Origin of the sequence: Micromonospora trifolii, assembly GCF_050516465.1 — a bacterium.
Lineage (GTDB): Bacteria > Actinomycetota > Actinomycetes > Mycobacteriales > Micromonosporaceae > Micromonospora > Micromonospora trifolii.
The window spans coordinates 4,194,026-4,206,624 of sequence record NZ_CP191526.1 but is presented as its reverse complement, the minus strand read 5'-3'; the positions used below and the strand labels follow the sequence as shown (position 1 = coordinate 4,206,624).

General features: G+C 72.6%; 11 protein-coding genes. 7 read left to right on the top strand and 4 right to left on the bottom strand.

From position 1 onward, the window contains the following. Positions 1-4: 4 nt before the first annotated feature. Positions 5-1,696 (bottom strand): sensor histidine kinase, encoded by a 1,692-nt coding sequence (locus ACQRWP_RS19415; protein ID WP_430496663.1) that lies wholly within the window; start codon positions 1,694-1,696, stop codon positions 5-7. Between the two features lie 14 nt (positions 1,697-1,710). Beyond that, positions 1,711-3,525, bottom strand: a complete 1,815-nt coding sequence (locus ACQRWP_RS19410) for an AMP-dependent synthetase/ligase (RefSeq protein ID WP_430496661.1) — start codon at positions 3,523-3,525, stop codon at positions 1,711-1,713. A 118-nt stretch (positions 3,526-3,643) separates the two neighbouring features. Here ACQRWP_RS19410 and ACQRWP_RS19405 point away from each other — a divergent pair, with 118 nt between their 5' ends. From ACQRWP_RS19405 to ACQRWP_RS19380, 6 genes are all read left to right on the top strand, one after another. Then, entirely contained in the window at positions 3,644-4,099 is a 456-nt protein-coding gene (locus tag ACQRWP_RS19405) for an SRPBCC family protein (protein WP_210785075.1), read from the top strand. Between the two features lie 31 nt (positions 4,100-4,130). Further along, on the top strand, positions 4,131-4,835 hold the full coding sequence (locus ACQRWP_RS19400; RefSeq protein ID WP_430496659.1) for a hypothetical protein: 705 nt from the start codon (positions 4,131-4,133) through the stop codon (positions 4,833-4,835). 76 nt (positions 4,836-4,911) lie between these two features. Then, positions 4,912-5,859, top strand: coding sequence for an ROK family glucokinase (locus ACQRWP_RS19395; RefSeq protein WP_091407561.1), 948 nt, complete (start codon positions 4,912-4,914; stop codon positions 5,857-5,859). A gap of 11 nt (positions 5,860-5,870) precedes the next feature. Continuing rightward, a complete protein-coding gene (locus tag ACQRWP_RS19390; RefSeq protein WP_430496658.1) occupies positions 5,871-6,563 on the top strand; it encodes an endonuclease/exonuclease/phosphatase family protein in 693 nt (230 codons plus the stop codon). 116 nt (positions 6,564-6,679) lie between these two features. Further along, complete coding sequence (locus ACQRWP_RS19385) at positions 6,680-8,086, top strand: flavin-containing monooxygenase (protein ID WP_430496656.1); 1,407 nt, start codon at positions 6,680-6,682, stop codon at positions 8,084-8,086. Between the two features lie 79 nt (positions 8,087-8,165). Then, the gene (locus ACQRWP_RS19380) at positions 8,166-8,960 is read left to right on the top strand and encodes an alpha/beta hydrolase (protein WP_430503227.1); all 795 of its coding nucleotides are present in this window, start codon (positions 8,166-8,168) and stop codon (positions 8,958-8,960) included. Positions 8,961-8,979: 19 nt separating this feature from the next. On the opposite strand, the gene ACQRWP_RS19375 is transcribed toward ACQRWP_RS19380, so the two are convergent. Then, positions 8,980-10,476 (bottom strand): alpha,alpha-trehalose-phosphate synthase (UDP-forming), encoded by a 1,497-nt coding sequence (locus ACQRWP_RS19375; RefSeq protein WP_430496654.1) that lies wholly within the window; start codon positions 10,474-10,476, stop codon positions 8,980-8,982. A gap of 157 nt (positions 10,477-10,633) precedes the next feature. After that, positions 10,634-11,485 (bottom strand): DUF308 domain-containing protein, encoded by an 852-nt coding sequence (locus ACQRWP_RS19370; protein WP_425698722.1) that lies wholly within the window; start codon positions 11,483-11,485, stop codon positions 10,634-10,636. Between the two features lie 391 nt (positions 11,486-11,876). Between ACQRWP_RS19370 and ACQRWP_RS19365 the strand changes: the two genes are divergently transcribed. Continuing rightward, positions 11,877-12,569: a lysophospholipid acyltransferase family protein gene (locus tag ACQRWP_RS19365; RefSeq protein ID WP_430496651.1), complete on the top strand. Its 693-nt coding sequence runs from the start codon at positions 11,877-11,879 to the stop codon at positions 12,567-12,569. The last annotated feature ends 30 nt before the right edge of the window (positions 12,570-12,599 follow it).

Here is a 12,599-nt window from a genome sequence, read left to right as displayed (position 1 = left end):
CGGGTTACTCCCCTTCTGGTGCTGCGCTGCCGCGCACGTTATCGCGCCGGGCCGAGGTGCCGAGAACCACCGCCACAGTCGTGCCGCTGGGTTGCCGCGGCCTGATCTCCAACCGGCCCCGGATACGTTCCGCCCTCTCGGCCATGATCGCAAGACCGTACCGCCCGTCCGGGCGCTGGTCAGCCATCCCCTGACCGTCATCCGACACTTCAATTTGCGCGTACGGGGGGTCGATCTCACACGTGACCCACAAATTCGACGCCCCGGCGTGCTTGCGCGCGTTGGTCACCGCCTCCTGCGCGATGCGCAGCAACTCGGCCTCGGTGGCGGCCGGCAGGCGGGCGGTGGACTCGTCCAGCGAGAGGTGCACCCGCAGCCCGCCGGACGCGCCGACGGTGCGCGCGTACTCGGCGATCGCCGCGGCCAACCCACCCTGCCGGTCCACCTCACTGCGCAGCTCGAAGAGGCTCAGCCGCAGCTCCTGGATCACCCGGGTCACCTCGCCGCGCAGCGTACGCAGGGCCTCGGCGGTCTCGTCGGCGTCGTCGAAGACGGTGGCCAGGGCGTTGTCGATGCCGTAGCCGACCATCACCAGCTCCTGGGCCACCCCGTCGTGGATCTCCCGGGCCAGCCGCTGCCGCTCCTCGTTGGTGGCCAGCGAGCGCACCTCGTCGAAGAGCAGCGCCGCCTCCAGCCGCAGCGCGGCCGGGCGGGTCAGCGCGGTCACCCGGGACACCACCGGCGGCGGGTACGCGTGCGCGGCGTCGGCCTCCAGCACCACCAGCCCCACCGTGCGCACCCCGGCGACCAGCGGAATGATCAGCGCGGACACGTCGCCGCCGCGGTGCGAACGGGACTGCGAGCGGGCGGCAGTGGTGGCCTGCTGGGTGGCCCAGGCGTCGGCGATCGCCGAGTCCGCGTCCAGCGTCGTCTCCCAGTCCACCCGGTCGACGCCGGCCTGGGCGAGCACTACGAGCCGGCCTCCGCCGCTGGCCGAGAGCACCGCGCCCCGGTCCGCGCGGGCCACCGTGCGCAGCTCCTCCAGCAGGTGCTCGGAGATGCCGCCCGGGTCCAGGGTCGCCCCGGGCAGCTGCCGGGCCACCGTGCGCAGCTGGGTCAGCAGCCGGGTGGCCTCGGCGTACGGCTGGGGTTTGCCCTCACCGCGAACCGCCATCACCCGGTGCAGCGTGCCGGCGGCGTAGAGCCCCAGCGCGGCCAGGATCAGCCACTGCGCGCAGACCGCGAGGTAACCGAGTTGGCCGAGCTGGGGCCCACCGTCGACCTGGGTCAGCGCGCCGCTGAGCAGCAGGGTGGCGGCGGTGACCACGAGCAGCGCGGCGCCCTCCGGGAAGCGGCGGCGCAGCGCGGTGACTGTCACCGGCACCGCCAGGTAGGGCAGTACCGCCGACGCGCCCAGGCCGTCGACAGTGCCGCCGATGGACGCCACCGCGGCGACGTGACTCGCGGCCAGCCCCAGCACCACCACCTCGGCCACCCGGCCCAGCGGGCCGACCAGCCGGTGCTGCGGTGCCAGCAGCGACGGCAGCCCGGCCACCGCCAGCAGCGCGATCCACCACAGCTGGGTGACGTCGCGGGTGGCGAACAGGGTCAGGATGGCGACCAGCGCCAGCATCACCAGGCGGGCGGCCGCGGCGAGGGGATGCGGGTGCGGTGCGGTGGCTGTGGATGCGGGCACGTGACGGATGGTAGTCAGCCTCGGTAGATATCGGCGATCTCCGCCGCGTACGTCTTGTGGACAACCTGGCGCTTGACCTTGAGCGACGGGGTCAGCTCGCCGGTCGCCTCGGTGAAGTCATGGGGCAGGACCCGGAACACCTTGATCGCTTCGGCCTTTGACACGGCCTGGTTCGCGGTGTCGATCGCGGTCTGGATCTCCTTGCGGAGGCCCTCGTGCTCGCGCAGCTGCTCGATGGTGGTGTCGAGGGACATCCCGGCGTTCTCCAGCCAGGTCGGCAGCGCCTCCTCGTCGACGGTGACCAGCGCCGCGATGAACGGCTTCCGGTCACCGACCACGACACACTGGCTGATCAGCGGGTGCGCCCGGACCAGGTCCTCCAGCACCGCCGGGGCGACGTTCTTGCCGCCGGCGGTGACGATCAGCTCCTTCTTGCGGCCGGTGATGCTCAGGTAGCCGTCGGAGTCGAGCTGGCCCAGGTCGCCGGTGCGGAACCAGCCGTCGGCGCTGATCGTCTCGGCGGTCGCGGTCTCGTTGCGCCAGTAACCCTGAAAGACCAGCTCGCCGGAGATCAGGATCTCGCCGTCGTCCTCGATCCGCACGGTCACGCCGGGCAGCGGACGGCCGACGCTGCCCATCCGGGTGCCGCTGGGCAGGTTCGCGGCGGCGGCGGGCGAGGTCTCGGTGAGGCCGTAGCCCTCCAGGACCGTCACGCCGATGCCCCGGAAGAAGTGGCCCAGCCGGGCGCCGAGTGGCGCCCCGCCGGAGATCGCGTCCCGGCACCGTCCGCCGAGCGCGGCGCGCAGCTTGCGGTAGACCAGCCGGTCGAAGACCACGTGCTGGGCGCGCAGCGCCAGGCCCGGTCCGCCGGGGGTCTCCAGCGCCTCGCTGTACGCGATGGCGACCTGCTCGGCACGGGCGAAGATGCCGCCCTTGCCGTCCGCTTCGGCCTTCTGCTTGGCGGCGTTGTAGACCTTCTCGAACACCCGGGGTACGGAGAGCACGAAGGTCGGCCGGAACGCTTGCAGCTCGGCGACCAGGTTCTTGGTGTCGGCGCAGTGCGCCATGGTGGCCCGCGCCTGCACGACGCCGATCTGGATGAGTCGGGCGAAGGCGTGCGCCAGCGGGAGGAAGAGCAGGGTGGTCGCGCCGGCGTTGAACAGGTTCGGCAGCACCGGCACCGCGTTGGCGATGTCGGCGTACATGTTGCGGTGGGTGAGCACGCAGCCCTTGGGTCGGCCGGTGGTGCCGCTGGTGTAGATGATCGTGGCCAGGTCGCCGGCGCGGACGGCCTTGCGCCGCCGCTCGACCTCGACCAGCTCGACAGTGGCGCCGGTGGTGACCAGCTCGTCGACCCCGCCGAGGTCGATCTGCCAGACCTGGCCCAGCTCGGGCAGCCGGTGCCGGACACCGGCGATCAGGGCGGCGTGCGCCTCGCTCTCCACCACGACGGCGACCGCGTTGGAGTCCTCGAGGATCCACGCGGCCTGCTCGGCGCTGGACGTCTCGTAGATCGGCACGGTCACCGCGCCGACGGCCCAGATGGCGTAGTCCAGCAGCGTCCACTCGTAGCGGGTGCGGCTCATCAGCCCGACCCGGACACCGGGCTCGATGCCGGCGGCGATCAGCCCGCGGGCCACCGCGGCCACCTCGTCGCGGAACTGGAGGCAGGTCACCTCGGTCCACTCGGTGACGGTGCCGTCGGCGCTCCCGGTAGGGCGGGCGAACTGGACGGTGTCGGGCGCGACTTCGGCGTTGTCCCAGACCGGATCGGTGAGGTTGGCCGCGTCGCCAACGGTGACGATCGGCGGGACGGAGAACTCGCGCACCTGCACTCCTTCGTGCTCGCACTGGATGGTCCGGCCGCCGCCGTGGCGTCGGCATGTGACGAAACCTACCCGGCGGGCGGTCGGGGTGAGACAACCAGGAGGCGGGTAGCCTCCCCCCATGGCGGACTCCTCCACCCAGTCGATCATCATCGGCGCCGCACCGGATCGGGTGACGGCGGTCATCTGCGACTTCGCGCGCTACCCCGAGTGGACCGACGCGGTGCGTCGCGCCGAGGTCGTCGAGGAGTACGAGGACGGCTACGCCAGTCAGGTGCGTTTCACCATCGACGCCGGGGTGATGGCCGACGAGTACGTGCTCGCCTACGAGTACGCCGAGGACCTGTCCCGGATCGAGTGGCACCTGGTCGCCCCCTCGAAGATGCAGAAGGCCCAGCGTGGTTCGTACGACCTGGTGGGTAACCCGGACGGCAGCACCACTGTGACCTACACGCTGGAGGTCGACCTGTCGGTCGGCATGCTCGGGATGTTTCGGCGCAAAGCCGAGAAGATGATCATGGACACCGCGTTGAAGCAGCTCAAGCGCCGGGTAGAAGCAACCGGTGCGGCGCAGTGACGTGTCCGGTGGCACGGTAGAGGAGCCGACGGTGGGCGGAACGGATCCGGGTTCGGCCCGGGAAGAGGCGGAGCGGCTGGTCGCCACCCTGCTGGCGGGGGCGCGACTGGCCTCCGCAGGCTCGGCGGGGGGCGCGCTCGGTTCGTTGGGCGGGATGCTGTCCGGTGTCCTCGGTCACAGCGCGGGCCCGGACGCCCGCTCCGGCACCGGTGGTGCTTTCGCCACCGGTTCGGCCGAATGCTGCGTCTGCCCGGTCTGTCGGGGCATCGCCGCGTTGCGGGACCCGAGTCCGGAATTCGCCGAACGGCTCGCCACCGGCGCCGGTGACCTCGCCGCGGGCGTCGCCAGCCTGCTCCGCGCGTTCTCCCCGGCGGAACCGCCCGCGCCGAGCCCCGCCGAGCCGGCCGCCGAGCCGACCGCCCCGCCCTCGCCGGCACCCACCGCGAGCACCGACGACGTGTTCCCCGAGCCGGCACCGAGCGCCCCGCCCACCGCGACCGTCGACGACCACGTGTGGCGCGATGCCACCCGTACCGGGCATGATTCTCAGCCGGCGCCGGAGCGGGATGTCTGGTCGGTCGCCACCCGGACGGCGGACCCACTCGCCCCGGCCGCCGTACCACCCGTCGACGAGGCCGGGACGGCGACCGTACCGGCACCGACCACCCGCCCCGTGGTGCCCGCCTCGCGGGTGCCCGATGACGCCGACGCGGAAGCATCGGGCGACGGCGCCTGAGCGCGGGACCTTCCGACCCGGACCGGCACTGGGCCGGGACCGGGGCCGGACAGCACAGCAGAGGGGGGCGGTAGCGGTGACGCTGACCATCGGAGTCGACGTCGGTGGCACGAAGGTGGCCGGCGGTGTCGTGGACGACACCGGCACGGTCCTCGTGCAGACCCGACGGGACACTCCCGCCGATGACGTGGCCAAGACCCGCGACGTCATCATCGAGTTGGTCGGCGAGCTGGCTGCCGGGCGGACCATCGAGGCCGTTGGCATCGGCGCGGCCGGTTGGATCGACGCCAGCCGTTCGACGGTGCTCTTCGCTCCCAACCTGGCCTGGCGTGACGAACCGCTGCGCGAGTACGTCAGCGAGGCCGTCGGGCTGCCCGTGATCGTGGAGAACGACGGGAACGTCGCCGCGTGGGCCGAGTTCCGTTACGGCGCGGCCCGCGACGCCGACGACTCGATGATCATGTTCACCATCGGCACCGGTGTGGGTGGTGGCATCGTCCTCGGTGGCGACCTGATGCGCGGCGCGCACGGCATCGCCGCGGAGTTGGGCCACATGCTGGCCGTGCCGGACGGGCACCAGTGCGGCTGCGGCCGGCTGGGCTGCATCGAGCAGTACGCCAGCGGCAGCGCCCTGGTCCGGTTCGCCCGGGCCGGCGCCCGGCAGGAGCCCAACCGGGCCACCGCCCTGCTGAAGCTGGCCGGCGGCGAGGCCGAGGCGATCACCGGCCCGATGGTGACCGCGGCCGCGCAGGGCGGCGACCCGGTCTCCGCCGAGGCGTTCGCCCAGATCGGCCGGTGGCTGGGCACCAGCCTCGCCGACATGGCGCAGATCCTCGACCCGCAGACCCTGGTGGTCGGCGGCGGGGTGATCGACGCCGGTGACCTGCTGCTCGGCCCCACCCGCCGCTCGTACCTCGACGCGCTCGCCCAGCGTGGTCGCCTGCCGGTGGCCGAGGTCCTCCCGGCGGAGCTGGGCAACAGCGCCGGGGTGATCGGCGCCGCTGACCTGGCCCGCCGGATCTGAGGCGGTCCGGAATGGGCGTGCCGCTGCGCGTGGTGTCGTACAACATCCACAGCCAGCGCGACGACACCGCCGCCCTGGCGGCGGTGGTCCGGGCCGCGACGCCGGACGTGGTGATCGTGCAGGAGGGGCCGCGCCGGTTCCGGTGGCGGCAGAAGTCCGCCACGTTGGCCGAGTCGTTCGGTCTGGTGGTGGCCGCCGGTGGGCTGCCCGCCCTGGGCAACCTGCTCCTGACCAGCTTGCGGGTCCAGGTGCTGGGCACCCGCTGCCAGCGCTTTCCGCTGACCCCCGGCCGGCACCTGCGCGGCGCCGCGTACGCCGACTGCCGGGTCGGTGACGCCCGGTTCACCCTCGCCGGCTCGCACCTGTCCACCGACCCGGCCGAGCGGCCCTCCCAGGCCACCGAGTTCAAGCGTGGCCTGGACGCGACGACCAGCCCGGTGCTGGCCGGGGCGGACCTCAACGAGGGCCCGGACGGACCTGCCTGGGCCACGGTGTCGCGCGGGTTGACCGACGCGGCGGTGGCGGCCGACCGGGCCGAGCGGCTCACCTACTCCTGCGCCGACCCGCGCCGGCGCATCGACGCGCTCTTCGTCGACCCGCGGATCACGGTGGTCGACTACGACGTGGTGGACACCCCGCAGACCCGCCGGGCCAGCGACCACTTCCCGGTCCTGGTCGACCTGCTGCTACCCACCACCGGCTGACCCCCGGCCCCGGCTCGACCGTCGGCGGTCCGGCTCAGGACTGGACATCCGGCCCGGTTGTGGAGAGGATTTCGCGGCGACCGGCACGCCTGCCGTACCAAAAGGAGATGTCCCCGGTGTCCACCTCCACCGACCACGGCCGGCCCGACCCGGAGGCGACCTCGCCCGCGCCGAACAGCGACGGCCGCCCGGTCTCCGACCGGGGCGACACGGTCTGCGTCATCGGGGCCGGGGCCAGCGGCCTGACGGCCATCAAGAACCTGCGCGAGCACGGGTTCGGCGTGGACTGCTACGAGCGGGAGACGGGCGTCGGCGGCGCCTGGAACTGGCGGCACGACCGCAGCCCGGTGTACGCCAGCACCCACCTGATCTCGTCGAAGCCGTTCACCCAGTTCCCCGACTTCCCGATGCCGGACTCCTGGCCGGACTACCCGCACCACGGTCAGCTGCTGTCCTACTTCGAGCGGTACGCCGACCACTTCGACCTGCGCTCGCACATCTGGTTCGGCACCGAGGTGATCCGGGTCGAACCCGTCGAGGGCGATCGGTGGGACGTGACCACCCGCTCCACCGGCGGGTACGGCCCCGAGCGCACCGCCCGGTACGCCGCTGTGGTGATCGCCAACGGCCACAACTGGTCGCCGAAGCTGCCCCGCTACGAGGGCCTCGAACAGTTCCGCGGCGAGATCATGCACGCCTCGTCCTACAAGGACCCGGCGCAGCTGCGCGGCAAGCGGGTGCTGGTCGTCGGCGCCGGCAACACCGGGTGCGACATCGCCGTCGAGGCCGCCCAGCAGGCGTCGCGCTGCTGGCACTCCACCCGGCGCGGCTACTGGTACGCGCCGAAGTACGTGCTCGGTCGCCCCGCCGACCAGGTCAACGACAGCCTGTTGGCGCTGCGGGTGCCGCTGCGGGTGCGGCAGTGGCTCTACCACTGGACGCTGCGGCTGACAGTCGGCGACCTGACCCGCTTCGGCCTGCCCAAGCCCGACCACCGGGTGTACGAGACGCACCCGATCGCGAACAGTCAGCTCGTCTACTACGTGGGCCACGGCGGGATCGGCCCGGTGCCGGACGTCGCCCGGTTCCACCCGTACGCCGTGGAGTTGGCCGACGGTCGCGAGATCGACCCCGAGGTGGTCGTCTTCGCCACCGGTTACCTGCCGCGCTTCGAGTTCCTCGACGCGTCGGTGTTCGGGGACAGCGCGGGAGCGGGCCGGCCCACGCTGTGGCTCAACGCGTTCACCCCGGGGCATCCGACGTTGGCCGTCGCCGGCCTGCTGCAACCGGACTCCGGGCTGTTCACCCTGTCGCACTGGCAGACGGTGCTCTTCGCCCGGCTGCTACAGGCCCGCCGGGACCGCCCGGAACGGGCGACGGCGTTCGCGCAGCGGGTGCGGGACCGGGCGGGGGAGCGGTACTCCGGGCCGGTCAAGGACAGCAGCCGGCACTGGTTCGAGGTCGGGCACGCCGACTATCTGCGCGCCATCCAACGCGCCCTGGTCGAGCTGGAGGGCAAGTGAGCGCGAGGAGTGAGCTTGCGAGCCCCGCAGTCGCGAACGAAAGGCTGGCACGGTGAGCGCGAGTAGTGAGCTGCGGATCATGCGGGGTCGGGAGTGGTCCCGGCCGGTCCGGCCGGCCCGGCGGGAGGTGCTCAGCGCGGTCCCCGAGCTGGAGGAGGGGCGTCCGCCGCTGCTCTTCGTACCCGGGTTCGGGCACGGCGCGTGGGCGTTCGCCGAGCACTGGTTGGGTCACGCGGCGTCGCGGGGGTTCCCCGCGTACGCGGTGAGCCTGCGCGGGCACGGTGGCAGCGAGCCGGCGCCGGAGGCGACGCTGCGGGCGTACGCCCACGATGTGGTCCAGGTGGCCGCGAGCCTGCCGCGGCAGGCGGTGCTGGTGGGGCACGGCGCCGGGGCTCTGGTGGTGGCGCACGCGTTGGCCCGCTACCCGGCGCGGGGCGCGGTCCTGGTGGCGCCGGTCTTCGGCGGCTGGGGATTGCTGGGCGCGGCGTTGCGCCGCAACCCGGCAGGCACGTTGCCGGCGGTGTTCGGCGGGCCGTTGCGGCTCAACCGGGGGCAGTTGTTCAGCCGCGAGTTGCCCGACGAGGAGGCCCGGCGGTACGTCGGACGCCTCGGTCGGGCGGGTCGGCGGGCGCAGTGGGCGCTGCTGGGTGAGCCGGAGGCCGAGCCGGCCGTGGGCGCGCCTCCGGTGTTGGTGCTGGGCAGCCCGGACGACCGGGTGGTGCCGGCGTCGACGTTGACCCGGGTGGCCCGCCGGTACGGGTCGGCCCCGCTGCTCTTCCCCGGGATGGGCCACGACCTGATGCTGGACGCGCGGTGGGCGGAGCCGATCGACGCGATCCTGGACTGGCTGGAGAAGGAGCCGGCGGCGCATTGAGCAGCCGGGCCACCGGCGGTCAGCCGCCGGGCTGGTGGACGGCCGGGCTGCCGGTCGGGGTGGCTGGCCGGGGCACCCGAGCGCTGCCGTCGGAGCCGGCGTCGGTGCTGTTCAGGCGACTGACCAGGGCGCCGCCCTCGTCCAGGGCGTGCAGGTAGGAGCGGGCCCAGGCCCGGATGTCGTGCTGGTGCAGGTGGGCGCGCATGGCCCGCATCCGCTGGGTGGTGTCGGCCGGGTCGGCCCGCAGCGCCGCGCGCAGGCCCTGCTTGAGCCCTTCCAGGTCGTGCGGGTTGACCAGGTACGCCTGGGACAGTTCGGCGGCGGTGCCGGCGAACTCGCTGAGCAGCAGTGCGCCCGTGTCGTCGACCCGCGCGGCCACGTACTCCTTGGCGACCAGGTTCATTCCGTCGCGCAACGGGGTCACCGCCATCACGTCGGCGACCCGGTAGAGCGCGGCCAGCTCGGCCCGGTCGAAGGGCTGGGTGAGGTAGTGGATCGCCGGCTCGCCGACCCGGCCGAACTCGCCGTTGATCCGGCCGACCTCGCGCTCGATGCGCTCGCGCAGGATCTGGTACTGGCCGACGCGTTCCCGGCTCGGCATGGCGACCTGCACCAGCACCGTGTCGCGGACCTTGACGTCGCCGCTGGCGAGCAACTCGCTGTACGCCTTGAGGCGCTGCTCGATGCCCTTGGTGTAGTCCATCCGGTCCACGCTGAGGACGACCTGCCGGGGATCGCCGAGGTCCTGGCGGAGCCGGTGGGCCCGGGCGGCCACGTCCGGGCGGTCGGCGAGCGCGGCCATCTCGGCGGTGTCGATGGAGACCGGGAACGCGCCGATGCGGACGACCCGGTCGTCGATGCCGATCCGCCGGTCGGTGGCCGGCAGCTCCAGCACGCGGGTCACCAACTGGGCGAAGTTGTGCGCCGCCTGCACCCGCTGGAAGCCGACCAGGTCGGCGCCGAGCATGCCGCGCAGCAGTTCGGCCCGGCGGGGCAGTTGCATGAAAAGCTCCGGCGGTGGGAACGGCACGTGCAGGAAGAACCCGATGCGCAGGTCCGGCCGGAGCGCGCGCAGCAGACCGGGGACCAGTTGCAGGTGGTAATCCTGCACCCAGACCACCCCGCCCGGCTCGGCCACCTGCGCGGTCGCCTCGGCGAAGCGCTGGTTGACCCGCTGGTACGCCTCCCACCAGCGGCGGTGGTGCTGCGGCTGCTCCACGGAGTCGTGGTAGAGCGGCCAGAGGGTCGCGTTGGCGAACCCCTCGTAGTGATCGCGCAGGTCTTCCGGGCTGAGCGCGACGGTGTGCATCCGTACGCCGTCCACGTCCGGCAGGGCGGGGGCCGACCCGGTGCCACCGGCCCAGCCGACCCAGGTCGCCGGGGTGTGCCGCAGGAGCGGGTGCAGCGCGCTGACCAACCCACCCGGGCTGCGCCGCCACTCGCAGGCACCGTCGGGGGCCTGGTTGTCGTCGATGGGGAGGCGGTTGGCCACCACCACGAGAGAACTCTGTCGCATCTCGGGCATTCCGATCAGCAGAGACTGACCGCCGCGAGCAAGGGAAAACCGGTCAGTCAGCGGGGGAAGTGACGTACAGCGGTATTCCTACTGACAGTAAGTTACACCACTGTTACGCCCCCGGCGGGGCGCTGCCGTCCCGGGATGCGGGCCGACCTCAGACGACGGCGCCGTTGTCCGGGTCGTCCTCGTCCTCGTCGCCGGGGCGTAGCCGCCAGATCAGCGTGACGAAACCGGCCAGGATGCCGGTGAACCCGAACAGTGTGACCGCCGAGCGGTCGATCGGGAGCAGCCACGGGAAGAGGAACAGCACGAACCCGACGACCACCCCGAGCACGCCGATCACCGCGTACTTGCTGACCCGCGGCAGCGGCGGCGGTGGCGGCGGGTGGTAACCCTCGTCGTCCTCGTCGTCGGGCAGGTCGGCGCCGAAGGTGTCCAACCCGTCCAGCAGCGACGGCTCGTCCGGTCGGGTGCCGCGCCCCACGGAGATCCCGGAGATGTCCGTCGCGGACGGTAGCCGGCGAACGTCGGTGGCGGTCGGACCGGGTTCGTCGGTGCCGGAGCGGGTCAGCGGCCCGGAGGTTGGTTCGTCCCGGGTGTCCCGTTCGTCCACGTCCTCCGAGGCCGGCCACGGGTGGTCACCGGGCGTGGAGGTGGTGTGGAAGCCCGCCACGATCCGCGCCCACTCGGCGTCGATGTCCGGTTCGTCGCGCGCCGGCGGCTGCTCCGGAGCGGTCTCGTCGGCGAGCTGGGTCAGGTAGTCCCGTGCGGTGGTCAGGTGCGAGCGGTCGACGTAGAGCCGGTCGACCGGCCGGGCCGGCACTGTGGTGGTGCGGGTGACCGGGTTGAGGTCGGCGGAGGGCTGGAGGTAGGCGGCGATTCCACCGGCGGCCAGCACGTCGAGCAGGTGCTCACCGACGCGCGGATCGACGTCGCCGACGACGGCGTACTCGTTCGCGTCGAGCCCGTTGTCCCGCCGTCCCCGGCGGGCCCCACCCGCTGACACCCGGACATCCCCCTTAACGCGCCTTCCGGCGCGGCCACCGCTGCCCTTCGGCGCCCGTGCGCACGCCGTGCTCTGAATCGTGACACGTCAGGGCATGGTTCCGGGAGTGCGTTGTGTCGCGTCTTCCAAAGTCACGGCTGCTCCCGCAGGTCGCGGTGGGGCTCCTTTGTCCGTTCTTGCGCGACAAGTGCGATCTCGGTGATCGTTGGCGGCGGGGCGCCGCGACCCGCCGCACGCGCCCCACCGACCCGCCGGCGGTCGAACGACGTGGGCAGCGGTGACCGCCGATGAGTGCCCCGGTCTCGTCCGTTGTGGTGAGAGCGCTCGCTTCGTAGGCTCGGCGGCGACGACGGCTGGCGCTGTCGCGGGCACACCACGGGAAAGGACGCCGGTGCTCTACTGGCTGCTGAAGTACGTCATCCTCGGTCCGCTGCTCAAGCTGATCTTCCGCCCGCAGGTGGAGGGCCTGCGCAACGTGCCGGCGACCGGCCCGGTGATCCTGGCGAGCAACCACCTCTCCTTCTCCGACTCGATCTTCACACCGTTGATCACCGCCCGGAAGGTCACCTTCGTCGCCAAGGCCGAGTACTTCACCGGCAAGGGGATCAAGGGCTGGCTGACAAAGATGTTCTTCGTCGGCACCGGCACGATTCCGGTGGACCGTTCCGGCGGCCGGGCCGCGCGCGCCGCCCTGGACACCCAGTTGCAGGTGCTGCGCGCCGGGGGAGTGGCCGGCATCTACCCCGAGGGCACCCGCTCCCCGGACGGGCGGCTCTACCGGGGCAAGACCGGAGTGGCCCGGCTCGCCCTGGAGAGCGGCGCGGTCGTGGTGCCGGTGGCGATGCTCAACGCCGACGAGATCCAACCGCCCGGCAAGCTCATCCCCAAGATCGATCGGGTGAAGATCCGGTTCGGGGCGCCGCTGGACTTCTCCCGCTACGCCGGGATGGCCGGCGACCGGTTCGTCGAGCGCGCGGTCACCGACGAGATCATGTACGAGTTGATGGAACTCTCCGGTCGGGAGTACGTCGACATCTACGCCCAGAAGCTCAAGGAGCCCGTCCCGGCGCCGCTGGCCGCCTGAGCCACCGCCCTGCCGGCCCGCCCTGCCGGG